This is a genomic window from Pseudomonas sp. NPDC089406 (assembly GCF_044900265.1).
Taxonomy (GTDB): domain Bacteria; phylum Pseudomonadota; class Gammaproteobacteria; order Pseudomonadales; family Pseudomonadaceae; genus Aquipseudomonas; species Aquipseudomonas fakonensis.
This window is the reverse complement of sequence record NZ_JBJDNC010000032.1, coordinates 55,312-80,098: the sequence shown is the minus strand read 5'-3', so window position 1 is coordinate 80,098 and position 24,787 is coordinate 55,312. Positions and strand designations below refer to the sequence as shown.

The window sequence follows — 24,787 nt, the reverse complement described above, 5'->3', positions numbered from 1 at the left end:
CCTTGGTTTTCCAATAATCAGCGGCTGAAAATCGGAGTTTTCGGCATCTCCAAGCCGTCCATTTCCGACTGGTGGGTAACTTGCTCGGAGTTTCCTTAAGGGCTCCTCCACTGTTCTCATGTGCGTTGATCGCCTCTTGGCCCGTGATTGCATTGCCACCCGTAAAAAAACTTTCGAACGGTGTCGGAACCGTGGAGAAGGTGTTGGTCTCATGCTTGAAGGTCGCGAGCAGCAGCCGCATAGGTGATTACCTCAATTATTGGTTTTATTTTTGAGCAGTGTGCAGAGAGGGATTTACTACTTAATTCAGCGAGGCCTCCGAGCCTGGTTCAGGCCGCTGTCGTTCGATAGTAAGGGCTGCTCGCCCCAGGGCTCCAATGAGTTTTCGCGCCCATCGCTATGCAAATACTGCATGGCCTATGGCAGTGATATGGCAGCGCGTACAGGGCTGATGTCGGAAATATGCAAGGTGCACCTGTGCAAAAAAATCGAATAATTGCAGTTTTTCGGCGTTTTAATTTATAAATATCTCGAAATTCCACCGTCAGCGGGTAATACGCTAATCAGCGGCTCGGTATTTTAAGTAGAAAATTAGAGTTTTCTTGCTGGGGCCTCGTGTCGCTTAATAAATATAAAAAGGACGATTGCGTATGAAAGGTTTCTCCAAGGCACTTCTGCCGCTCGCTATATCGCTAACATCGTTCAGCTTCGCACAGGCCGCTCCTTTGCTGGCCACGGAAACCTCAAACCTTTCATATGTGCAACAGGTAGCCGCTACCAATGCATGGGTAGAAATAAACAAAACTACTTTTGAGAGTAATCTGGCTGCCGTTCAGGCGCGGTTGCAAGGCAAGGCTCAAGTCTGTGCGGTCATGAAAGCCGATGCCTATGGCCACGGCATCGGGTTGCTGCTCCCTTCGGTGATCGCAATGAAGGTCCCATGCATCGCCATTGCCAGCAACGAGGAGGCGAGGGTGGTCAGAACGCACGGGTTCACGGGTAGACTGATGCGCGTACGCACTCCGACCCTGGCCGAGGTCGAGACGGCTTTGCCCTATGACGTTGAAGAGTTGGTGGGCGGCCTGGACTTCGCGCGCATGGCCGGGGAGATTGCGACCCGGCATGGCAAGACCTTGCGTATCCACCTTGGCCTCAACTCGGCAGGCATGAGCCGAAATGGCCTTGAGATGGGCACTGAGCAGGGCAAGCAAGACTCGCTTGCATTGGTCAAGCTGGAGGGGCTGGAGTTGGTCGGGATTATGACCCACTTTGCGGTTGAGGATCGTACGGAGGTCCTCGAAGGCTTGGAGGCATTCAAGCAGCAGTCTCAGTGGATCATCGACAATGCCCATCTGGATCGATCGAAGCTGATCCTGCATTGCGCGAACTCGTACACCATTCAAAACGTTCCGGAAGCATGGCTCGACATGGTCCGACCAGGCAGCCTGCTATACGGAGAACCCATCGTGAACGGTCCTGAATACAAGCGGGTTTTGTCATTCAAGTCGACGGTGGCCTCGGTCAACGCCTACCCGGTTGGTAACACCGTTGGATACGATCGTACCTTCACACTCAAGCGTGACTCGCTCCTGGCAAACGTGCCGGTTGGTTTTTCCGATGGCTACCGCCGAGCGTTCACCAACAAATCCTACGTGTTGATAAACGGCCAACGGGTGCCCACTGTCGGGAAGATTTCGATGAATACTATGATGGTCGACGTTACCGATGTGCCAGGCGGCGTCAAACCAGGGGATCAGGTGGTGTTGTTTGGCAAACAGGGGGCCGCTGAAATTACCCAGGCGGAGCTCGAAGGCTTCAACGGCGCGCTGCTATCCGACGTTTACACGATGTGGGGCAACTCCAACCCTCGAATCCTTCAAACGGATTAACCCGGTGAGGCGTGGCCACGATTGACTTCGGGCCACGCCGCGTCGCGCCCAACTCTCGCCTTAAGGCGGGACCTAGTGCGATGACCGCTCAAGCGTTCCCAAAGCATAACAGGTAGATTTCTAATGAACAGCATATCGATTCGAGCGGGGGCACTGGAAGACGCTGAGGAGATCTTTCGAATTCACAAGGATTCGGTAGTAAGTTTGTGTGCTGCCGAATACAAATCTGAACAGATCGCGATGTGGCTGGACGGCCGTTCGGCTGAAACTTATGTGGAGGCCATCGTTGGCGGTAACCTTTGGCTCGCGCAGGGTAGGTTGATCTATGGGTTTGTCGAAATTGATGGTCATGAAATTAGTAAATTGTTTATCCGGGGTAGTATGGCCGGGCAGGGAATCGGCAAGCAATTGCTGGAGTTGGCCTTGGAAAAAATTTGCAGCGCTGGCTATTCCACCGCTTACCTCGAAGCAACACTGAATGCCGAAAAGTTTTACGAGCGCTTTGGTTTTCGAAAAATTGGCGAAGGCACCTTCACGCGAGGGAATAGGCCGGTGCCCATTGAAATCGTCAAAATGGAGCGGCTGGTGTAGAGAGGGTGAGCGCATCAGGTTGTTCTACGTCGTGGGGTGAGGAGCCGCTTGGAGTGGAACGTCCTAAAACAGAGTTAGCTGGTGCTCAGGATCCTAGTATCCAAGCGTACGCTGGTTGTAATCTGCGTTGAATGAGTCCAGAATCAAGGCTATCCCTGTTTCAGGGATGGCTGAAAACCCATATTTTTCAACAGCTCGCACGCCCGATGCGAGTCTCGTTTCCATCCTTTAATTCAGTTCAGGCAGCACTTTGCCTTTGTCAGGTTGCTTTGCAAACTGACAGTGCATAGCGAGCCCATTCCTCCATAAGCTGTTTTCGTTTCTCCAGCAGATCGCCTCGTCGATACGCTGCTTCAGTCGCGTTACTAATTTTATGTGCCAAGGCCATTTCAGGAACGATGTTGGCGAACTAATAGCTATTGACTTAATCGTGTGCGATGCTTGCTCTCGTTGAGCCTTCAAGCTATTGCGTCGGCATGTGCGTTCCGAGTGGGAAAGTAGGGTCGCTGCAGTTTTCGGTAAGTCTTGCCGATTATTAGGCGTGCTCTAGCTTCGTATTGTTACGCAGCTGATCTAAGTAGTTAGCCCACAACTGGGCGGCTTCACGGCGCTGACTCAAGAGCTGAGCGCGTGCATAAACTGCTCCGAGTGCACCAGGCATCCGGTGTGACAGCGACAGTTCCAGCACGATAGGATCGATGCCTAAATGCTCATGAGCAATGGTGCGGTAAGTCGCCCGAAAGCCGTGCGCTGTGATGGTGTACTCGGGCCAGACTTTCTGAAGCGACTTGAGGATGGACGTCGCATCGATTGATCGACCTGGATACACAGGCGATCTGAACACCCAGCCGTTTCCAGCATCATCAACCACCCGATCTTTGCGCAGTTCGCGCAGCAGGACTAGAGCTTGCTCTGGCAGCGGCACAATATGCTTGCTCTTGTCCAAATGCTTGGTCTTACTGACGACATATCGCCAATCGGCGCCGATCAGATCGACATCCTCCCAGCGCATTTTCACAAGCTCACCCGGCCGGACTGGCAACAGCACCAGCAAGCGCATTGCATAAGCCACACTGCCAAGGTTCAGGTCATCGAGGCGCAGTAGGAACCTACCCAGATCAGCCGGACGTTCAATAGCCGGGTTGCTGGTCACCACGTGGCGTATTTTAAGTTCCTCGGTGTTGCTCAGGGCCACGTTTCGCTCGACCCAGCCCCGTCCTTCGGCGAAGCCGAGGATGGAACGAATGATTGTTCGCACGCGCCTCGCCATCGCCATGATTCGCTTGTACCGCAGCTCGGTAATGATGGCGGTGATGTGCTCAAGCTTGATTTCGCTGACCGGTCGCTCGCCGATGGCGGGCAAGATGTGGTTGTTCAGTGCGCCGCGGAACCCTGAAACGGATTTGCTGACCAGGTCGGCGGATTTGAACTTCATCCACTCCTCAGCGACGTAGGCGAACGTCCGTGCTTCATTCAGCCATTGCGCCTCGATCTTGGCTTTTTTGGCTTTGAGTGGATCGATGTGATTGGCCACGCTATTGCGCGCTGCCCGCGCGAGCTCACGGGCTTCTTTCAGGCCCACATCCGGATACCTGCCGATGACGAACACGTTCTCCTTGCCGCGCAGTCGGTACTTCAGTCGCCAGTGCCGTGACGCTGCTTTGCCAGGCTTGAGCGAGGCACGCACCTGTAGATATAGCCCCGGTACGTCGCCATCGGCGTACTTACCGGATGTGGTCAGCGAGCGTATGAAGGCATCGCTGAGTTTTTGGCGAAAGGGCGGCGGTTTTTCGGGGGGCATGATGTGGGGGTATTTTTTTAATCTGCGATTAATTTCCCCCAAAGATACCCCCAGTCAAGCTGGAATTGAGTGGATTCCGACGGACGGTTATGGAAACAGAAAATAGGTAAGATCTTGTATTTAAAGCATTTATGGGCTTCAGTGGAACTCGATCAGAGACTATCGGGGTCCCCGAAGAACATCTGTATCCGCGACCGCAACCACCGCTCCGCCGGGTCATTATCCTGCGCCCCGCGCCAGGCCATGTGCAGCTCGAAACTGCGCACCTCCATCGGCAGATCCTCCGCCCGCAACCCACCCGCTGCGGTCAGTGCATCGGCTGTATAGTCCGGCACCGTGGCCACAATATCGGTCCCGGCGAGCAAACTCCCCAGCCCGTTGAACTGCGGCACCGCCAGCACTACATGGCGCTTGCGGCCGATTTCCTCCAGCGCCTCGTCGATAAACCCGGACAGGTCGCCGGCGAACGACACCAACGCATGCGGCCGCTCGCAGAAATCGTCCAGGGTGATGCTGCCGGGCACGCTGTCGGCGCGCAGCAGCTTGGGCTTGCTGCGGCGCAGCACCTTGCGCTTGGCGTTGGCCGGCAGGTCGCTGGTGTAGCTCACGCCCACCGAGATTTCGCCCGAGGCGAGCAGGGCGGGCATCAGCAGGTAGTTGACCCGGCGCACCACCAGCACAATGCCGGGAGCCTCGGCGCGGATACGTTTGAGCAGTTGCGGCAGCAGGGCGAACTCGGCGTCGTCCGACAGGCCGATGCGGAACACCGAGGTGCTGGTGGCCGGGTCGAACTCGGCGGCGCGGCTGACTGCGGTGGAGATCGAGTCCAGCGCCGGCGACAGCAGGGCGAAGATCTCGTGGGCCCGCGCCGACGGCTCCATGCTGCGCCCGGTGCGCACGAACAGCGGGTCGTCGAACAGGTTGCGCAGGCGCGACAGCGCGGCGCTGATCGCCGGCTGGCCGAGGAACAGTTTTTCGGCGGCACGGGTCACGCTGCGTTCGTGCATCAGCGTCTCGAACACGATCAGCAGGTTGAGGTCTACGCGACGCAAGTCGTTACGATTCATTCGGTGCGGCTCGCCTGGAAGTGGTGCAGGGGTGAATCTTACGGGCAAAGGCTGTTACCCTGCACCGATTTCCGGGTGCCAATGCACATAATTGTCAGGGGCCCAATCAATGACAGGCATGTCGACTATTAACGGCCACTGATGGCCCTCGGCGCCAAGCCCGGATAAAGTCCATGGTAATACGAGGTTCACAAAGGCGAGGTATGCGATGTCCCGCATGATCCGTTTCCACAAGTTCGGCCAGGCCGACGTGTTGCGCTGCGAAGAGCAGGCCGAGCCGTCCCCGGCCGCCGGCGAGCTGCAGATTCGCGTTCAAGCCATTGGCGTGAGCTGGTATGACGTGCTCTGGCGGCAGAACCTGGCACCCTCTCAAGCACGCTTGCCGGCAGGCATCGGCCACGAAATGGCCGGTGTGGTCACGGCGGTCGGCGAAGGCGTTGACGACATTGCGGTGGGCGACCGGGTAGCCAGCTTCCCGGCCACCAGCGCCAACGAGCACCCGGTGTACGGCGATGTGATCGTGCTGCCGCGCAGTGCCATCACCCGTTACCCCGACGTGCTCACCCCGATCGAGGCCAGCGTGCACTACACGCCGCTGCTGATCGCCTATTTTGCCTATGTCGACCTGGCCCGGGCCAAGGCCGGGCAGACCGCGCTGATCACCGACGCCAGCCACTGCGCAGGGCCGGCCTTCGTGCAGTTGGGCAAGGCCCTGGGGCTGCGGGTGTTCGCTGCCACCAAGGAGCCGGAACAACGCGAGTACTTGCTGGGCCTGGGCGCCGAGAAGGTAATCGTCACCGAAGAGCAGGACCTGCTGATGCAGGTGGGCAAGTACACCGACGGCCGTGGCGTCGACATGGTGCTGGACGGCATGGGCGGCCCGCAGATGTCGCTGCTGGGTGATGTGCTGGCGCCGCGCGGCAGCCTGGTGCTGTATGGCCTGCAGGGTGGCAACCAGACGCCGTTCCCGGCTTGTGCGGCGTTTCGCAAGAACATCCAGTTCCACGTGCACTGCATCGGCAACTTCACCGGCAAGCCGGAGCTGGGCATCGCCCAGGACCAGGTCGCCTTGCAGCGCGCCTTGCGCGATATCAACCAGTTCACCGCTGATCAGCTGCTGACACCGCAGATCATCAAGGTGTATCCGTTCGGCCAGGTGGTCGAAGCCCATCGCTACATGGACGAGTGCCCCTGTGGCGGGCGGGTGGTGCTGGATATGGCGCAACCCTGAGTTTCACCGGCTGGTAGCGAAAGCCCGGGCATTGTCCCGGGCTTTTTTTCGGAATTTTCCCGGTGCACAGTTCCAAAAAAATTCCATGATCCTTCACGATTATCGGAAATTTCCTGCAAGTTAAGCCTGATCTTCATCTGGCAAACTCGGACCTTCGATCGGACCAATCCAGGAAGGTGAAGATCAGATGAACCACACCCCCCACAACCAGGCCATGCACTACGTCCATCAGCAGGTGCTGGAGCGCCTGCTGGCCCACATGAACCAGGCCCAGCGCGCCTCGGTGCAGTTATTGATGCAGCGCCTGCTGGTGATTGCCGGCGGGCCGGAACATATCGGCAACTTCCGCACCCTGGTGCTGCATGGCGCCGACCGGCGCAGTGCCCAGTTGCTGGCCTACCTGCGCGCCGCCCAGTTGAGCCTGGCGGTACGCCACCACGACAGTTTTCACCTGCGGGTGTTGGTGGCCCGCTCGCCGGGCCTGGACAGCGCCACGCTGGCGGCCCACGACCAGTGTTTCGGTGCGCTGTTTCTGCATGACGACCCGCGGGTGGAGCTGTTGCGCGCCGACGCTGGCCAAATCGGCCCCTACAGTGCGCGGCCGGTAGCCTGCAGCGAGCAGCGTGATGCAGCGCGCAACGCCTGGCTGTTGTTCGGCCACCTGGGCGGCGGGCGGCCCGAGGTGTTGCTGGGGGCCAGGGCCTACCTGGAGCTGGCCACGGTGCTGGACCAGGCGCTGACCGCCGGCGCTGGCGTAGATGCACTGCTGACCGTGACCCCGCCCAGGCAGCGCCTGCGCCTGATGGCCTGGGGGCGGCGCTGCCTGCGCGCTGTGACACAAAGCGCGCCCACCGCGCTGCCCCACGGTGTCGGGGTGCTGGCCGAAGGCCTGATGCAGTTGCACCACGTGCTGGCCCTGGCGCTGCACAAGCCCGCGCCGATGGCGCAGCGTGCGGCGGGCAACGAATTGCAGGTGGTGGCGCTGGAGGCTGTGCTGCACAACCTGGACGAAGGCGGGCTGCTGGAGCGCATGCTGGGGCGCGAGGATGGCTTTCCCTGCGAGGTGCACGGCCCCGCCGGGCTGTTCGACCCGCTGCCGCTGGCCCATGCCCGGGGGCTGTACGCCCAGTACATCGAGCAGCGCAATTACCGCGATGGCAGCCAGGCGGCGTTCCAGCGCATCGTCGAACGGCCGCTGCCCTGGCCCCAGGGGCAGGAGCTGCAGCAGCAGGCGCAGGAACGTCTGCTCGACAGTTACGGCGCCAGCCAGGACCAGTTGGTTTGCCAGGCCTTTGCACCCTTTGCCGAGCAGGGCCGGCGCCTGGAGCAGTTCGTCCAGCGTTACCACCCACGCATGCGCATCGCCTTGCCTTACCTGCACCGGGCGCTGCAGGGGCGGCCGTGCCCGGCCCCGGTGGTTCGCTGGCTGATGGACATCAGCGGGCTGGACCTGGCGCAAATGCGCGCGCTGTATGCCGGCGCCTTGCGCCCGCAACTGGGCCAGCTGGTGCAGCTGCTGGGGCGCCGCGACGTGGCGCTGCGCTTGTTGCCGCAGGCCGGCCCGGCATTACCGGCCTGGGCCCGGTTGGCGGGGCGCTCGGGGCGATGGGGCGGTTGACCGTTGATCCGTGGCGCTTGCCCAACCCTTGGGTCTGTATGTATAACCAGTGGCCATTCCCACCCCCGACCTAGCCTCCGTGATCGCCCACTCCGTAGACGACCCGCTGTACTACCTGCACAACTTCCGCCAAGTGCTGGGCTGGGTCGGGCAGCGTTACGCCGACCTGCTCGACCAGCACGAGCAGGGCTTTATCGACACCTTCGCCGGCCTGCCAACCGCAGCGCAGGCGCTGTTGGTGCGCATGGTGATGCGCAAGGGCGAGCTGTTTCGCAGCGACAAGCTCGAGTATGCCGAGATCGGCGACACCCACAGCGCTCTGGCGCCGCTGCTGGCGCTGGGCTGGGTCGACGCCGATGCGCCGCTCGCGCTGGAGCAGCTGTGGCCGTTGCTGCGCAAGGACGAAGCGGCCAGCTGCTTTGCCGGGCAACTGGCGCGGCCCAGGGCGGGCAAGGCCGAATTGCTTGAGCAGTTGCAGCCGCTTTCGCTGCAACCCCGCCCGCTGGCCCAGTGGTTTCCGGGGTTTTCTGCGCAAATCGTGCATTGGCGCCTGCAACCTTTGTGTGACCGCCTGCGCCTGCTGTTTTTCGGCAACCTGTACCAGGACTGGCACGAGTTCGTACTGGCCGACCTGGGCGTGTGGCGTTACGAGCAGGTGCCGTTCAGCGACGATTCCCGCGCCCTGCGCCTGCGCAGCGAGGTCGACCTGGCCATGGCCCTGCACCAATGCGCCGAACGCCTGGAGCAGGGCGAGGCGCCGGCCACCTTGCTGGCTCTGCTTGAGGGCCTCGACAGCCACAACCCCTGGCTGGCCCGGCGCCGCGCGCGGGTGCTGTATGCCGTTGGTCAGCAATGCGAGCGCCTGGCCGACTGGGCGCTGGCCCTGCGGATCTACGGCGCTTGCGCACACCCCGAGGCGCGCATCCGCCAGGTGCGGGTGCTGGAGCGCAGCGAGCAGTGGGCCGCGGCCCACGCCTTGGCGTTGAATATGGCCGCAGCGCCCGCCAATGCATTGGAGCGCCAGGCCTTGGAGCGCCTGTTGCCGCGCCTTGCGCGCAAGCTGGGTGGCCCGCCGCAGCCACGCCGGCGGGCCAACCCGGTCGAGCTGATCGAGCTGCAGCTGCCGGCCGAATTCGCCGCGCTGGGCGTGGAGGAGGCGGTGCGGGTGCACCTGCAGGGGCAGGGCGGGGCGGCCCATTATGTCGAGAACACCCTGTTCAACAGCCTGTTCGGCCTGTTGTGCTGGGAGGCTGTCTTCGCCCCGTTGCCCGGGGCGTTCTTTCACCCGTTCCAGGCCGGCCCGCAAGACCTGCATGATGCCGACTTCCAACAGCGCCGCGCGGCGCTGTTCGAGCGCTGCCTGGGGCGGCTCGACGATGGCAGCTACCGTGATGCCATGCGCACCTGCCATGCCACTAAACAGGGCCTGCAATCGCCGTTCGTGTTCTGGCAGATGCTCGACAGCGAGCTGTTGGAGCAGGCCCTGGCCTGCCTGCCGGCAGCGCACCTTAAAGCCTGCTTCGAGCGCCTGTTGCAGGACATTCGCAACAACCGCGCCGGCATGCCCGACCTGATCCAGTTCTGGCCCGAGCAGGGCCGCTACCGCATGGTCGAGGTCAAGGGGCCGGGTGACCGCTTGCAAGACAACCAGTTGCGCTGGCTCGAATTCTGCCAGCAGCATGGCCTGCCGGTTGCGGTCTGCCACGTGCGTTGGGCGCCGGCGGCATGAGCTACACCGTCGCGGTGCGCGCCCTGTGCGAGTTCAGCGCCAAGGTCGGCGACCTCGACCTGCGCTTTACCCCTTCGCCCACCGCCCAGGAAGGCATCGCCGGCCATCGCCGGGTAGTCGCCCGCCGCGATGCCGGCTACGAGGCCGAAGTGGCGCTGGAAGGCGAGTACCAGGGCCTGCGCGTGCGCGGGCGGGCCGACGGCTACGACCCGGCGCGCAACCGCCTGGAAGAAATCAAGACCCACCGCGGCGACCTGGCCCGCCAGCCGGCCAACCACCGCCAGTTGCACTGGGCCCAGGCCAAGGTCTACGCCTGGCTGTTGTGCCAGGCACGCCAGCTGAGCGAAATCGACGTGGCACTGGTGTACCTCGACGTCGACAGCGACGGCCAGACCCTGATCAGCGAGCGTCACACGGCCGCGGGGCTGCAAGCCTTCTTCGAAACGCAGTGCCAACGTTTTCTGGCCTGGGCGCACCTGCAGCAGCAACGTTTGCTGGCCCGCGACGACGGCCTGCGGGCGTTGACCTTCCCATACCCCGAGTTCCGCCAGGGCCAGCGGCAACTGGCCGAAACCCTGTACAAGGCAGTGAGCACCGGCCGCTGCCTGATGGCCCAGGCCAGTACCGGCATCGGCAAAACCCTCGGCACCTTGTTCCCGTTGCTCAAGGCGGTGGTGCCGCAGCAGCTCGACAAGCTGTACTTCCTCACCGCCAAGACCCCAGGCCGCGCCTTGGCCCTGGATGCCCTGCGCCAGCTCACCCGGCACAGCCCGCAGCCGGCGTTGCGCACGCTGGAGCTGATCGCCCGCGACAAGGCCTGCGAACACCCCGAAAACGCCTGCCATGGTGAGTCGTGCCCGCTGGCCAAGGGCTTTTACGACCGCCTGCCCGCAGCCCGGGAAGCTGCGGCGCAGGTGCCGCTGCTGGACCGCGCGGCGTTGCGCGAAGTGGCCCTGGCGCACCAGGTGTGCCCCTACTACCTGGGGCAGGAAATGGCCCGCTGGGCCGACGTACTGGTGGCTGACTACAACTACTACTTCGATGCCCACGCGCTGCTGTTTGGCCTGGCCCAGCTCAACCAGTGGCGCACGGCGGTGCTGGTGGACGAGGCCCACAACCTGGTGGAGCGCGGGCGGGCGATGTACAGCGCCAGCCTCGACCAGGGCCAGTTGCTGGCCCTGCGCCAGAGCAAGCCGGCAGGCCTTGGCAGCGCGCTGGACCGCCTCAATCGGCAGTGGAATGCGCTGTACAAGGCCCAGGTGGCGCCTTACCAAGCCAGCGAACAACTGCCGGAGGCCTTCTTGCGGGCGCTGCAGCAATGCATCGGGCTGATCCAGGAACGCATGAACCAGGCCCCGGCCGAGCTTGAGCCCAAGGTGCTGGAGTTCTTCTACCAGGCCTTGCAGTTCAGCCGGGTTGCCGAGCTGTTCGATGAGCATTTTCTGTTCGACATCAGCCCGCGCAACGGCCCCAAGGGCAAGCGCCTGGCCACCCTGTGCCTGCGCAACGTGGTGCCGGCGCGGCTGCTGGCGCCGCGCATGGCCGCAGCGCGCAGCGTGACGCTGTTCTCGGCCACCCTCAATCCGCGGCATTTTTACAGCGACCTGCTGGGCATGCCCGCCGACACCGCCTGGCTGGAGGTGGCCGCGCCGTTTCGTGCCGAGCAATTGCAGGTGCGCATCGTCAGTGAAGTATCCACCCGCTACCAGCAGCGCCAGGCCTCGCTGGCGCCCATCGTCGAGTTGATCGCCGGGCAGTATCAGCGCCAGCCGGGCAACTACCTGGCCTTCTTCAGCAGCTTCGAGTACCTCGAGCAAGTGGCCCGGCTGCTGGCCGAGCGCTACCCGGCCTTGCCCCAATGGCGCCAGGCGCCGGGCATGGACGAGGCCAGCCGCGAAGCGTTCCTGGCGCGATTTGTCGCCGATGGCCAGGGCGTGGGTTTTGCCGTACTTGGCGGCGCTTTCGGCGAGGGCGTCGACCTGCCCGGTACGCGCCTGATCGGTGCCTTTGTCGCCACGTTGGGGCTACCCCAGGTCAACCCGGTCAACGAGCAGTTCAAGCAGCGCCTGGGCCGCCAGTTCGGTGCCGGTTTCGACTACGCCTACCTGTACCCGGGCGTGCGCAAGGTGATCCAGGCTGCCGGGCGGGTGATCCGCGGCGACGACGACCGTGGCGTGCTGCTGCTGATCGATGAACGCTTCGCCGAACCGCGGGTGCGGCAGATGTTCCCCAGCTGGTGGCACTGCGCCTGAACGCCCCCATCGCCTGGCGCTGAAACTCCCAGTACACTGCGCGTTCCAACCCCAACATTCGTTGCTTTCGAGGTTCTGCATGACGCTCAGTCCTTTGGCAGGCAAGCTGGCTCCGGCCAGTGTGCTGGTCGATATCCCCCGCCTGCTCACCGCCTACTACACCGGCCGCCCCGACGCCGCCGTGGCGGCTCAGCGCGTGGCCTTCGGCACCTCGGGCCACCGGGGCAGCTCGTTTGACCTGAGCTTCAACGAAAACCATGTGCTGGCGATCACCCAGGCCATCTGCCTGTACCGCCAGGAGAAGGGCATCGACGGCCCGCTGTTCATCGGCGCCGACACCCACGCGCTGTCCGCTCCGGCCGCTGCCAGTGCCCTGGAAGTGCTGGCCGCCAACGGCGTGCAGGTGGCGCTGAGCAAGGATGACGAGTACACCCCCACGCCTGCGGTGTCCCACGCCATCCTGTGCTACAACCGCGGCCGCCAGCAGGGCCTGGCCGACGGCATCGTCATCACCCCGTCGCACAACCCGCCGCAGAGCGGCGGCTTCAAGTACAACCCGCCCAATGGCGGCCCGGCTGACAGCGACGTGACCAAGTGGGTCGAGGCCAAGGCCAACGAGCTGCTGGCCGCAGGCCTTGCCGGCGTCAAGCGCATGGACTACCAGCAGGCGCTCAAGGCCCCGACCACCCACCGCCATGACTACGTCACCAGCTACGTCAACGATCTGGAAAGCGTCATCGACTTCGACGTGATTCGCGCCGCCAATCTGCGCCTGGGTGTCGACCCGCTGGGCGGGGCAGGGGTGCGCTACTGGTCGGCTATCGCCGAGCGCTATCAGCTGAATCTGGAAGTGGTTAACACCGAAGTGGACCCGACCTTCCGCTTCATGACCGTCGACTGGGACGGGCAGATCCGCATGGACCCGTCCTCGCCCCACGCCATGCAGGGCCTGATCGGCCTGCGCGAGCGTTTCGACGTGGCCTTTGCCTGCGACCCGGACCACGACCGCCACGGCATCGTCACCCCTGACGGCCTGCTGCAGCCAAACAACTACCTGGCCGTGGCCATCGACTACCTGTACCGCAACCGCCCGCAATGGCGCAGTGACGCTGCCGTGGGCAAGACCGTGGTCTCCAGCGGCCTGATCGACCGGGTTACCGAAGGCCTGGGCCGCGCGCTGTACGAAGTGCCGGTGGGCTTCAAGTTCTTTGCTCAAGGCCTGTTCGACGGCTCGCTGGGTTTTGGTGGCGAGGAGAGCGCGGGCGCTTCGTTCCTGCGCCGTGACGGTTCGGTCTGGGCCACCGACAAGGACGGCCTGATCCCGGCCCTGCTGGCTGCCGAGATGACCGCCCGTACTGGCCGCAACCCGAGCCAGATCTACGCCGACCTGACCGCCAAGCTGGGCAAACCCTACGCCACCCGCGTCGAGGCCAAGGCCGATGCCCGGCAGAAGGCCCTGCTGAGCAAGCTGGCGCCGGAGCAGGTGAAGTCCACCGAGCTTGCCGGCGAGCCGATCGAGCAGATCCTCAGCCACGCGCCGGGTAACGGCCAGGCCATCGGCGGCTTGAAGGTGATGACCGCCAACGGCTGGTTCGCCGCGCGGCCGTCCGGCACCGAGGACATCTACAAGATCTACGCCGAGAGCTTCATCGACGAGGCGCACCTGGCGCGCCTGGTACAAGAAGCGCAGGTGCTGGTGGACGCGGCGATCGCCTGATCGGCCACTGACCCTATCGCGGGGCAAGCCCGCTCCCACGCCACGCCTTTTACAAGGTTTGAGCATGGGAGCGGGCTTGCCCCGCGATGCGTTTTGGCTGTCCCAAAAATGGAACGATCCATGCCATTTCAGCTATCTACCGCATGATTGGTTTCACCGGTAAGGTGATACTCATCCAAGAGGAGCCAGCTCATGAAAAACATCCAGGGTATCCACCATAGCCCCCACGCCCATTGGGTAGGCGACGGCTTCCCGGTGCGCAGCCTGTTCACCTACGACCACCTGGCCAGGCACATCAGCCCGTTCCTGCTGCTGGACTACGCCGGCCCCCACGTCTTCAGCCCCACCACCGACCGCCGGGGTGTCGGCCAGCACCCGCACCGGGGGTTCGAGACGGTGACCATCGTCTACCAGGGCGAACTGGAGCACCGCGATTCCACCGGCGCTGGCGGCCTGATCGGCCCGGGTGACGTGCAATGGATGACCGCTGCCGGCGGCATCACCCACGAGGAGTTCCATTCCCCTGCGTTCGCCCAGAGCGGTGGCACGCTGGAGATGGTGCAGTTGTGGGTCAACCTGCCGGCCAGGAACAAGCGTGCTGCGGCGGGCTACCAGACCTTGCTGGCCAGTGATATCCCGGTAGTCAGCCTTGAGGGTGACGCGGGCAGCCTGCGGGTGATCGCTGGGCGTTACCTGGGGCATCAGGGGCCTGCGCGCACCTTCACCGACATGGATGTGTGGGATATGCGGCTCAAGGCCGGGGCAAGCCTGCAATTGCCTGTTGCTGCTGGGCGCAATGCCGCGCTGGTGGTGCTGCGCGGACGCTTGAGGGTCAATGCCGAGCGCGAGGCGGGGCCGGCAAGCCTGGTGTTGTTCGAGCGTTCGGGTGATGGCGTGCGGGTCGAGGCGCTGGAGGATGTCAGTGTGTTGCTGCTCAGTGGTGAGCCGATCGATGAGCCGATTGTGGGTTATGGGCCGTTCGTGATGAACAGCCAGGCTGAGATTGCCGAGTCGTTCGATGACTTTAATGCGGGGCGGTTTGGGGTGATGGGGGGAAGTGAGAGAGGGCCGGCCCACTGATTTCAATGCCGTTCGGCGGGGGTGGTCTTTCTGCGTTACTTGTAGGAGCCGGCTTGCCGGCGATAGGGCCAGAACAAACAACACATCAATAACAAATTAACCAACATTCCAGCTCTTGATCTGGCTCTTGATCTGGCTCTTGATCTTGCTTCTAAGCGCGCAATAGTTCAGGCAACACAAATCGCGACTTCAGGAGGCCGAGCGTAGGGATTGCGTAGGGGGGCGACCGGCATGGATGCCGGTCGAGCGCCGATCGGGCCAGGGACGGCCCGTCGGCGCGTACCTCCGGAGCAAGCCCGGAGCGAGGGAACCCCCGAAGCGCAGCGTAGGGGGCCGGATGATAGGAGCAGGGATTTTTTGGTGACTTTTTGATCCTTCAAAAAGTTACCCGCCGTAAGGGCGGAAAGGTGACGAAAAGCGCTCATCGTCAATGAATGCGCATACATCTCTCAAAGCAATAACCATAATCCCCGACCCCGACCCCGACCCCGACCCCGACCCCCAGCCATCCATTCCCCCCACCCCGCAACCCCCAACCCCACCAGTTATCCCACTCGCCACCCCAACCTAGCATCCAGCCCATACCGCAACCCGGCGAAGGGCGTTCCAAGGCCCTCGCCCCCAAGGAACCCCCCCATGCCTGAGCATAACGACTGTACCCCCTCACCCCCCCTGCAGCGGATCCTCGAGACCGAACCGGGCACCCGGACAGCCCCTGACGGCCAGAACTCGCTGCTGGCGTTGCAACGCAAGCCTCTCCAGGCGCTGATGGATAGCTACCCAAGCGTGCAGATGGACGAGGCACAACGCTTGAAGGCGCGCCTGGACGTCGGCGCCGCGGCAATGATGCGCGCGTTCCGCGAGCATCGGCTCAAGGCGCAACGCCGGCGCCCCGGCGATGAAACCAAAGGCCCGCTGGCCCTGAGCAACGGCCCCACCTTCGAAAACCAGTTCTCCCCCAGCTGGGGCGACAACACCCACCCCCAGGCCGTCGACGCAACGACCTCCCCGGCGGCATACCTGGTCGACATGCTCATGTTTGCCAGCGAGCACGTCGAAGCACTCGGTGACCCGAACAAGACCCTGACCCTGCGCAACCGCCGTCCAGACCTGTTCGAGCTGTCGCTCGACGAGCAGGCCATGAATCGCGAGGTGAGCCAGGTCGAGTTGGCCAACCATGTACTGGCGTATGCCATCGGCAGCGAATCGCACCAGGCAGCCGATAGCCGCATGGCGCTAGAAGACAAGTTGCTACAGGTGTTCACGCCGCTCAGGCAGTTCCCTTATGAAACGCACTGGCAGCAGATCAGGACAGTGCTGGCTCACAACAAACTAGGCCTGAGCGATATTTCTCGGCTGTCGGATCTGGACAGCCCCTACTTCATTCAGCCCGGTGCCCATTCGCAGTGGTCGGATACCGCCCTGCAACAGGACGCATCACTGGGCCCCAGCTTGCGCGCGATCCTCACCGAGGTGGCGTATTTCGGCACCCCAGGCGTGTTGCGCTACAACCCTCAGAGCCGCCGTTTGACCGGCCTGCCGGAAACCGCAGCCGAGGATGATGCGGGTTTCTTCATGCGCTACTTCGGTGTGCCGGCCTTTCCAAGCCTGCAAAACGTGGTCAATTTCTGCCAGGCGGTGCAACTGAGCCAGGTCGAGATGGAAGCGTTGTTCGGCCTGGCCGCCTGCGCTCCACGGCGTTCGGACAATGCGATCGAAAACACCGTACCCGGCCCGGTCTCCCCGGGCCTGTTCGGTGCACGCTTCATAAATAGTGAGGCGCCCGAACCCGTGTCGGTGGCCAACGATGCCGGCGACCCCTTGCTCCACCAATTCCGCTTTCTGAGCGAGGCGCGTTGTGATCGCGTGCAGCGCCTGATGCGTCTGGCTCTTGCCCTGCAACTGCCTTTCCAGCAGGCAGACCAGGTGGTGTGTGCGTCCATCGATGCCGAGCGCCTGGCGGCTGTGGACGAGCAGGGCAAGCCGCTGCAGATGACCGCCAACACCATACGCGCACTGGGCCTGTTCCAATACTTGCGCGAGCGTTTCGCCTGCAGCGCCGAAGACTTCGCTGCGTTGTTGTCGAACATGTCGGTGTTTGCAGTTGGCGACACGCTGAGCCATTTCGACCGGGTGTTCAACCGCGGGGTGGCGACTGCATTGGTGCTCGACGGGCAATGGTTCGACCTTGCCGGTGAAGATGCGCAGAGCAAACTCACCGTCGACCTGCTGTGCAGCGGGTTGGGCATCAACCTGGAAACCTTTCGCTACCTGGCACGCAGCGTGATGCAGGGGCAAGGGCAGTCGCGGCTGCAACGTTCGCTCGCCACCGTCAGTGCTTTCTATCGGGTAACCCTGTTGGCCCGGTTGCTGAAGGTCAGCACCATCGAGCTGCTGTCGCTGCTCGAGGTGCTCAGCCCGCAAGGGCAGTTCGCTCTGCAATTGACCGGTACGCCGCACAACGCCATGTACCGCAGCTATGCTCAGGCCGACACTGTCAGCGTGGTCCATGCGGTGTGCCAGTGCGTGCTTTGGTGCCAGCAGCAGAGCCTGCCCATCGCCTGGCTTGTGCAGCAATTGTTGCCGGTGAGCAACACCGATGTGGTGCCAGAGGCGGTCGTTACGCTGTTCAGTGAGCTCAAGCGCGACCTGCTGCCTTACCTGGACCTTGAGCGCGCCCTGGAGCAGGCCGGCGTAACACCGCTGAAAAGCACCCGCTGGCATGACCACCTGAGCCAGATCGTCGACGCACATGGGCTGGTGACCGACACCGGGCACACCGAAGAGGACCTTGACCCCAAGCTGTACGAGAACTTCGCCGAGCGCGAGATCGACGTGGTCATCGCGCGTTTGGAGAGCAGCGACGAGCAGCCTGACAATGAGCTGCCAGCCATGTCGCAAGACCTGCGTGAGCGTCTCAGGGCATTGGTGCTGGGGGTGATTCTGCGCATGCGCCTGCAGCAATGGGGGGTGGTGCAGGCGCGCTTGTCGCAGATGCTGTCGTTGCAGGCCAGCCATGTGGTGCCGGTGATCTTCTGGGCCGACGGCAAGGTGCACGGGCTGCTTGAGGCTGCGGTGGGCTTCGAGCCTGCACAGCATCAGTCTGTGGCGATGAAGAACATGACCACCCTGGTGCAGCGTATGGAGCGCTGCGCCGAGGTGGTTACCCGGTTCGCCTTGAGCCCGGCGCTATTGAGCAGCATGCTGACACGTGCCCAGCAGCCACGCTTCAGCCTGCGCTCGACCGAACTCACTCTGCACACGCTGTATTACCTTGAGCGCTACACGCAGTGTCTGCGCCTAGCCAGGCAGCCGGAGGAGCGCTTGCTGGGGTACTTCAGCATGCTTGAAGCGTTGGGTGAGATGACGCCCAACGAACAGCGCCTGGTGCGGGATGCGGCGGCACAGAAAATTGCCAACTGGCTGGGTTGGGGGGTACGTGAGGTACTGGATGTGGCGGGGCATGTTGCCGCCGACGGGATCATCCGCAACCTGGCGCAGTTGTGCGTGCTGGTGGATACCCGCCAGCTTTGCGAGCAGACCGGGTTGAGCGCTGCATCGTTGATGAAGCTCAGCAAACTCAGCGAGCACTCAAGTACCCAGGCCCATCGCGACGCGGCGCAAGAAATGCTCAGCAGCCTGGACCGTGCAGTCCAACAGGCTCCCCAGGATGGCGAATTGCGCCAGAGCCTGTCGTCGCGCTGCCTGGTGAGCCAGGCGCGGCTGATTGCGCGCAAAGCGGGTGAAGTCAGCACGGTCAGCTTGACCCTGCTGGATATGAACAGCCAACCGGTTGCCGGTATCCGGGTGGCGTGGGCCACGACCCTGGGTACGCTGCTCGACCATTACAGCTATACCGACGAACAGGGTGTAGCCACCGTGCAACTGCAGGCCGGGCGGCAGGTGGGTGTTGCGAATGTGAGCGCGACCTACCTGTTGGACAGCCAGGCCTTCGCCCCCCCGGTTGTCATCGACTGCGATGAGGACTCGCTGGTGTTGCTGCCGGTAGAGGGCAAGCCGCGTGAGCCATGGCAGTTGGCGGGCAACAAAGGGCTCTACAGCTTTGCCGCGCGGCTGCAGGACAAATACGACAACCTGGGCGTAGACCGTCTGGTGCATTGGGTCAGCGAGATAGGCGAATTCGCCGGCACCGACGGGCAGACCCTGACCGACAGCGAAGGCTACAGCCGTATTGACCTGCGCAGCCTGCAACCGGGCGAGGGGGCGGTGAGGGTGTGGTACGCGGGCGGTACTGCCAACCCTGAACTGTTCACCGTCGGTTTCGACGACCTTCCGTACGCAAGCGCACCGCTGCTCACCAGCCAGGCGGTGGTCGGCGAGCCCATCGTGGTACAGGCTACGATACTGGGGCTCGATGGCGCCCCGGTCGCCGGCCAGGCGCTGGCTTGGGCGTGTACCGGGGCTGCACTGGGCGAGCACGATGAACAGAGCGATGCGCAAGGTATGGCCAGCGCAACCCTCAATGCCTCACAGGCCGGTACCGCCAGCGTCACTGTCACGCTGGTGTCCGACGCGGCTCCCGAGGGCTACTTCAGCAAGGTACTGACCTTCGATGTGCTAGCCGATGCGCGGCTGCATGATTCCCGGGCAAGCCTGCACTGGCCGCTGGCCGACGGTATCAGCGCGAGTGAATACGAAGTGCATATCTTCAGCTCCGCCGGCCAACCCGTGGCGCGTTACCCGATTACCTGGGCAGTTCAAGGGCAGCAACTGGAACCAGTACTGCGCCAGACCGGGCCGGACGGCATCGCCAGGTTCCTGCTCAAGAGTGAATCGGCTGGCGAGCAGACGGTGACCGCCAGTTGGGGCGAAGGCCAGTCCTGCACCTTTGCACCTGTGAAATTCCTGCCCCCACTCGAACTGCAAGTCCTGTTCGACGGCCAGCCGCTGGAGGGCCCTCTGCTGATTACCCAACCGGCCAGCGAGACGGTCCAGCACACCTTGACCTACCGCCTGGCAGCCGATCATCCGCTGCTGAGCGAACCTATGCAGCTGTTGTACTCCGGCCGCAATTCTGCCCCTTCGCTGGGCCTGGTGTTCGACCCGCCGCCGGGTGCGGATAACCCCTTCAAAGGCCGTGAAGTGGCCTGGACGATCACCTGCAAACCGAGCGGCCTGCGCCAGGAGGCGGCACTGAAACTGGGGCTGTCCCATGAGCACGCGATGGCTCCGTACTGGACCGACGCCGTGGTCAAGCCGCCGCGCGACTGACAACGGTATTCAACCTTCTAAATCGAGAACCCCATGGAACTATTACTGACTCAACGCCTGGCCGAACAATGGCGTGACGCGCTGAGTGCCTTTGCCGTGCACCATGTCCTGCCTGGCAGGCTGCAGGCCTCGGCACTGAACATGATCACCGCCGAGCACCTGGATCATTACCTGATGATGGACACCCAGTGCACGTCGGCCGTAACCACTTCGTACCTGGCCGAAGCCCTGGCGTGTACGCAAGGCTACCTCAACGCGATTTTCAACAATATCGAGCCCGGCTACGACGGGCAGTTTGCACCGGGGCTGCGGGCGTTCTGGCAGCAGGCCATGTCGAGCTATTCGGTATGGGCGGCCTATCAGATGCTCGAGGACTACCCCGAGAATTACATCCGTGCCGACCTGCGACCGGGCAGAACGCAGCTGTTCCAGGCCCTGGAGAGCGAGTTGGGGCAAGGCCGGATCGACGATGCCAGCACCCAGCGGGCGCTGTTGAACTACCTCAGGCAATACGAGTTTCAGAACAGTATCCGTGTGCAGTCCGGTTACATCGACTACCCGGGCCCGCACCACGATGAAGGCCGGTTTGCCGGCCACAGCCTGGCCAATACCGACTACTACCTGCTGGGCAAGGATACTGCCTCGCCGCCGCGTTACTACTGGCGCAAGGCAAAGGTGAGGCTGGACCAGGCGTCTACCTTTATCCAGCCGGATGCCTGGAGTGAGTGGCAGGCGATCAGCATGCCTGCCGGGCAAAGCGTGGTCCAGGCGCGGCTGGTGATGTTCTGCGGGCGGCTGTACCTGGCCTGGCTGCACCATGGCACGGCGCTGGAGGTCAGCGGTGAACAGACCCGCCGGTATCCGTTTAGCCTGGAGGTGATGTACCTGGGGCTAGACCGGCAATGGTCCACGCCAGAGACGCTATCCAGCTGGAACCTGGACCTGCCAACGGGTACCCCGTTCGACCTGGCGCCCTACAGGTTGCTGGCACTAGCGGTGGCGGGTGCCCAGGGCAGCGACGATCAGTTGCTCGTTGCGGTCGGCAAGAAAGACGCGGATACCTACGAGCAGTCCTACAGCGTGCAGCGCGATGTACTCAAACGCGTGACGCCCGCTGCTGACGCGCTTGACCTGGCCGCGCGCGCCTGGCTTTTCAGATACTTCGAAGAAAGCGCCGGCAAGGTGGCTTTGCAGCGACGGGTTGCCGGCAGCGAGAGAGCGCTCAGGAGCATCAAGCCGGGTGCCGGCAACGACCGCTACATGGCACTGGATGCCCTGCTTGAACCACGGCGAGAAGGCTCGCACCGGCTGCACCTGCGCGCCCGTTCGGCGCGTGTAGTCACCCAGGCGGTCCCGGTGGGCATCAACATTTTCAGCTACAAGGCATTGCCCGACGGCAACTGGTTATTTGTCGATGTGTACTCCACCGGCCGCGACGAACTGGAACTGCGCTGCAGGTTGCGAGGTGCGCCGAGCTTCGAGCAGATGGTATTGACGCACCCGAATGCCCAGGACACCCGCATCCTGAAGACGGCCTTCGAGCAAAACAGCTACGGCTGGTACGAAGCACGGGCATCGCTGGACCTGGCCAGCCTGAGCGACACGCTGGGCGGTTACGGGCCACAGGCCGTTCGTGACGGGGCCGGTTTCGAGCTCAGCATCGATGGCGCAGCCCGCCAACCTCTGGCAAGTTCTGGCAATGTCATTACCGCCACTGTACGCCAGGCCAAGCCTGTAAGCATGGCGTTTAAGGCTGCCAATACCAGCCTCTGGGAAGGCGAGCTCACGCTCAACGGCGCTGCGGCTACCGATTGGGTCGTGCATGAGTGGCCGCAAACCCCAGGCGACAGCATCAACGTAACCTTCGGCGCGGCAGGGGAGGAGTCTAGCTTCACCTTGACCCGGGGTGACATGGTGGATGCGGTGGTAACGCCCTATATCGATCGCCAGTCGAGCGGCACTGACTTCCTGGTCTTCGAGTACATCGGTGGTGCGCACGCACCCCTTGCCGCACGCCTGAACTCGCAGCATGTACCAGACTTGATCAACCGCGCCGAAGCCTCCCCGCAGGCGGTGTTCGCCTGGGATGCACAACATTTGCGCGAGCCTGCCTATGTGGCGGGGGCGTCGGGCATGGCTTATCAAGGCTGGCGGCCAAGCGCCGCCGACCCGCTGATGGACCTCTACGATGCCAATGGCCTGTACCTGCGTGAGCTGTTCTTCCATGTACCGCACCTGATCGCTTCACGGCTTCAGGAAGAGGAGCGCCATGCAGAGGCGCGCCGTTGGCTCGGGCTGATCTTCGACCCGCAGCACAAGCTGCAATCGGTGCGCCACCCAGGCACCGACTACTGGAATTGCGCGTGGATACTGCAGGAGGATACCCAGGCCGCCGGGCTTGAGCACGAACTGACCGACCCCCATGCCATTGCCCTGCACGCGCCGTCTCATTACCGCAAGGCGGTGTTCGCACAGTATGTGGGCCTGCTGATCGGCGAGGCGGACCTGCTGTACCGCCGCCAGACACGGGATAGCCTGGCCAATGCCTGGCAGCTTTACCGCATGGCAGCGGACCTGATGGGTGAGGCACCTGATGCGCGGGCAATCGATACCTGGCAGGCGAAAACCGTGGGCGAACTGCTGGCAGCGGCGCCGGCTGAATTGCCGTCAGGCGAGCAGGGGCAGCAACGCCTGCCGGCGGATCTGCCCAAACAGATGTCGACCTTCTTCTGGGCCGGGTCGGCGGCGCACCCTGCATTTCGCCTGCCGGTCAACCGCCAGTTGCTGGACACCTGGAGCCTGCTGGAGCAGCGCTTCGCCAACTTGCGGCACTTCCTGACCATCGATGGCGTGCCCATGCGCCTGCCGCTGTATGCGCCAGTGGCCAACCCGTTCGACCTGCTCGCGACGCGCATGGGCGGGCAGGCCAACCTGTCGCACCTCATGGGGACCATGGCCAGGGTACCGGCCTACCGCTTCCGTACCTTGCTGGCCAAGGCGCAGGATACGGTGAACACCTTGATCCAGTTTGGCGAGATGCTACGGGGCTACCTGGAGTTGGGGGAGCGTACCCAGCTTGAAACACTGCAGTTCAAGCAGGCTGCGGAAATTGCGCATTACACCATCGACGTCCAGCAGCAGTTTCATCAGCAGCAGCTCATGCAAGAGCAAGCCTTGGGCGTGCAGCGCAAGGCCATCGAACAGCGCCAAGAGCATTATGCAGCGCTTTACGACGGCAATATCTCGGATGAAGAACTGGCCGCGATGTCGTTACAAGGGGTCGGCCGCCTACTGTCGGGTGTCGCCAGTGGCTTGATCGGGGCAGGTTATACCAGTGATGCGGTGCCGAACGTGTTCGGCCTTGCCAATGGCGGGTCGCGCATTGGTGGCCCGATGCGGGCTGCAGGGCTGGCCATCGAGTCCACCGCCATCGCCTCGCTTGGCGCCGGCGAAGTGGTGAGGGAGCGGGCCGGGTATGAGCGCCGCCGACAGGAGTGGCAACTGCACGCCAGGCAGGCTGAAAGGGAGCTTGATGCGATCGACAAGCAACTGGATGTTCAGCGGCTGGCCACGCAGGGCGCCGCAAATGCCTTGGCGCAGAGCCAGAAAGCGTTCAAGCATGCCGAGCAGTTGCATACCTTCTACTGCAACAGAACCAGCAGCGAGGCCCTGTATGGCTGGTTGCGGGCCCAGGCATTGGCCTGGCACCGGAGCCTGTTCGGCATGGCCTGCGAGCTGTGCTACAGCACCGAAGCTTGTTGGCAGTACGAAACCGGCAATTTCGCTAAGCCGATCATTCGGCCAGTGGCCTGGGATGACGGTCGCCATGGTTTGAACGCCGGGGGCAGTTTGAAGCTGGAATTGCAACGGCTGGAGGCCGAGTCGTTGTTGCGCAACGAGCGGCACCTGGAGATTCGCAAGACCGTCTCGCTGCAGGCGTTGCTTGAACAGGGACTGGTCAGCGACCACAGCGGCAGTGTGCTCGACGATTGGCAAGCGCTGCGCCAGGCGCTGCTGGAGCATGGCGAGCTGAGCTTCCGCTTGACCGAAACCTTGTTCAACAAGGATTACCCCGGCCATTACCTGCGCCGCCTGCACTCGGTAGCACTGACCCTGCCGGCCTTGCTCGGGCCCTACCAGAACGTGCGCGCCATGCTCACCCAGACGGCCAGCCGGCTGTTGGTCAAGCCGGACTTCGAAGGTGTGCTGCTGTTGTCACCGGACCTGGCAGGTGACAACGAAACCACCAGCGAAACCCATGTGAAGACCAGCTTGCGCCCCTCGCAGCAGGTTTGCCTGTCGGTGGCAAGCCACGACAAAGGCTTGTTCACCGGCGCTGAAACCGACGATCGCTACCTGCCCTTCGAGGGCACCGGCGCAGTCTCCGACTGGCGGCTGCGGTTCCCCCGTCACCAGGGGCAGGCCGAGCTGTTCGAGGGGCTGAGCGACATCATCGTCGACGTTTACTACTTCGCCCTGCATGGCGGGGAGCTGTTCGAAACGCAAGTCGAAGAGCTGCTCGCCAGGGGCGAGGCACTAAAGCAACCGCGCTCGCTTGCCTGAGCCGGTTGCATCACTTG

13 protein-coding genes are annotated in these 24,787 nt (G+C 63.0%); 10 read left to right on the top strand and 3 right to left on the bottom strand.

Annotation, left to right across the window (positions count from 1 at the left end; genetic code table 11):
* Positions 1-241, bottom strand: a 241-nt coding sequence (locus ACI2KK_RS21205) for a M81 family metallopeptidase (RefSeq protein WP_404670455.1), incomplete at its 3' end; no start/stop codon positions are given.
* Between the two features lie 409 nt (positions 242-650).
* On the opposite strand from ACI2KK_RS21205, the gene alr reads away from it, so the two are divergent.
* Together alr and ACI2KK_RS21195 are read left to right on the top strand one after the other, a co-directional pair.
* On the top strand, positions 651-1,889 hold the full coding sequence (gene alr / locus ACI2KK_RS21200; RefSeq protein WP_404670454.1) for an alanine racemase: 1,239 nt from the start codon (positions 651-653) through the stop codon (positions 1,887-1,889).
* Between the two features lie 123 nt (positions 1,890-2,012).
* Positions 2,013-2,480: a GNAT family N-acetyltransferase gene (locus tag ACI2KK_RS21195; protein WP_404670453.1), complete on the top strand. Its 468-nt coding sequence runs from the start codon at positions 2,013-2,015 to the stop codon at positions 2,478-2,480.
* A 535-nt stretch (positions 2,481-3,015) separates the two neighbouring features.
* On the opposite strand, the gene ACI2KK_RS21190 is transcribed toward ACI2KK_RS21195, so the two are convergent.
* Both ACI2KK_RS21190 and ACI2KK_RS21185 read right to left on the bottom strand, forming a co-directional pair.
* Positions 3,016-4,281, bottom strand: a complete 1,266-nt coding sequence (locus tag ACI2KK_RS21190) for a tyrosine-type recombinase/integrase (RefSeq protein ID WP_404670452.1) — start codon at positions 4,279-4,281, stop codon at positions 3,016-3,018.
* Between the two features lie 152 nt (positions 4,282-4,433).
* Positions 4,434-5,348 carry a LysR family transcriptional regulator gene (locus tag ACI2KK_RS21185; protein ID WP_404670451.1) on the bottom strand — a complete coding sequence of 305 codons (915 nt, stop codon included), beginning with the start codon at positions 5,346-5,348 and terminating at the stop codon, positions 4,434-4,436.
* 208 nt (positions 5,349-5,556) lie between these two features.
* On the opposite strand from ACI2KK_RS21185, the gene ACI2KK_RS21180 reads away from it, so the two are divergent.
* The 8 genes from ACI2KK_RS21180 to ACI2KK_RS21145 all read left to right on the top strand — a co-directional run bounded on the left by ACI2KK_RS21180 (position 5,557) and on the right by ACI2KK_RS21145 (position 24,770).
* On the top strand, positions 5,557-6,579 hold the full coding sequence (locus ACI2KK_RS21180; protein WP_404670450.1) for a zinc-dependent alcohol dehydrogenase family protein: 1,023 nt from the start codon (positions 5,557-5,559) through the stop codon (positions 6,577-6,579).
* Positions 6,580-6,766: 187 nt separating this feature from the next.
* The gene (locus ACI2KK_RS21175; protein ID WP_404670449.1) at positions 6,767-8,197 is read left to right on the top strand and encodes a hypothetical protein; all 1,431 of its coding nucleotides are present in this window, start codon (positions 6,767-6,769) and stop codon (positions 8,195-8,197) included.
* Positions 8,198-8,276: 79 nt separating this feature from the next.
* Entirely contained in the window at positions 8,277-9,926 is a 1,650-nt protein-coding gene (locus ACI2KK_RS21170; RefSeq protein ID WP_404670448.1) for a VRR-NUC domain-containing protein, read from the top strand.
* Positions 9,923-12,178 (top strand): ATP-dependent DNA helicase, encoded by a 2,256-nt coding sequence (locus ACI2KK_RS21165; RefSeq protein ID WP_404670447.1) that lies wholly within the window; start codon positions 9,923-9,925, stop codon positions 12,176-12,178. The genes ACI2KK_RS21170 and ACI2KK_RS21165 overlap by 4 nt, the downstream gene beginning before the upstream one ends.
* Positions 12,179-12,257: 79 nt before the next feature.
* Positions 12,258-13,895, top strand: coding sequence for a phosphoglucomutase (alpha-D-glucose-1,6-bisphosphate-dependent) (gene pgm, locus ACI2KK_RS21160; RefSeq protein ID WP_404670446.1), 1,638 nt, complete (start codon positions 12,258-12,260; stop codon positions 13,893-13,895).
* 192 nt (positions 13,896-14,087) lie between these two features.
* Positions 14,088-14,975, top strand: a complete 888-nt coding sequence (locus ACI2KK_RS21155) for a pirin family protein (RefSeq protein ID WP_404670445.1) — start codon at positions 14,088-14,090, stop codon at positions 14,973-14,975.
* 636 nt (positions 14,976-15,611) lie between these two features.
* Entirely contained in the window at positions 15,612-20,207 is a 4,596-nt protein-coding gene (locus ACI2KK_RS21150; RefSeq protein WP_404670444.1) for an Ig-like domain-containing protein, read from the top strand.
* 33 nt (positions 20,208-20,240) lie between these two features.
* Positions 20,241-24,770, top strand: coding sequence for a neuraminidase-like domain-containing protein (locus tag ACI2KK_RS21145; protein WP_404670443.1), 4,530 nt, complete (start codon positions 20,241-20,243; stop codon positions 24,768-24,770).
* The last annotated feature ends 17 nt before the right edge of the window (positions 24,771-24,787 follow it).

Coding starts and splice junctions, on each gene's coding strand:
- ACI2KK_RS21190 (WP_404670452.1), bottom strand. CDS start 4,281: ATGCCCCCCGAAAAACCGCCGCCCTTTCGCCAAAAACTCAGCGATGCC.
- ACI2KK_RS21180 (WP_404670450.1), top strand. CDS start 5,557: ATGTCCCGCATGATCCGTTTCCACAAGTTCGGCCAGGCCGACGTGTTG.
- ACI2KK_RS21150 (WP_404670444.1), top strand. CDS start 15,612: ATGCCTGAGCATAACGACTGTACCCCCTCACCCCCCCTGCAGCGGATC.
- pgm (WP_404670446.1), top strand. CDS start 12,258: ATGACGCTCAGTCCTTTGGCAGGCAAGCTGGCTCCGGCCAGTGTGCTG.
- ACI2KK_RS21165 (WP_404670447.1), top strand. CDS start 9,923: ATGAGCTACACCGTCGCGGTGCGCGCCCTGTGCGAGTTCAGCGCCAAG.
- ACI2KK_RS21145 (WP_404670443.1), top strand. CDS start 20,241: ATGGAACTATTACTGACTCAACGCCTGGCCGAACAATGGCGTGACGCG.
- ACI2KK_RS21175 (WP_404670449.1), top strand. CDS start 6,767: ATGAACCACACCCCCCACAACCAGGCCATGCACTACGTCCATCAGCAG.
- ACI2KK_RS21185 (WP_404670451.1), bottom strand. CDS start 5,348: ATGAATCGTAACGACTTGCGTCGCGTAGACCTCAACCTGCTGATCGTG.
- alr (WP_404670454.1), top strand. CDS start 651: ATGAAAGGTTTCTCCAAGGCACTTCTGCCGCTCGCTATATCGCTAACA.
- ACI2KK_RS21155 (WP_404670445.1), top strand. CDS start 14,088: ATGAAAAACATCCAGGGTATCCACCATAGCCCCCACGCCCATTGGGTA.
- ACI2KK_RS21195 (WP_404670453.1), top strand. CDS start 2,013: ATGAACAGCATATCGATTCGAGCGGGGGCACTGGAAGACGCTGAGGAG.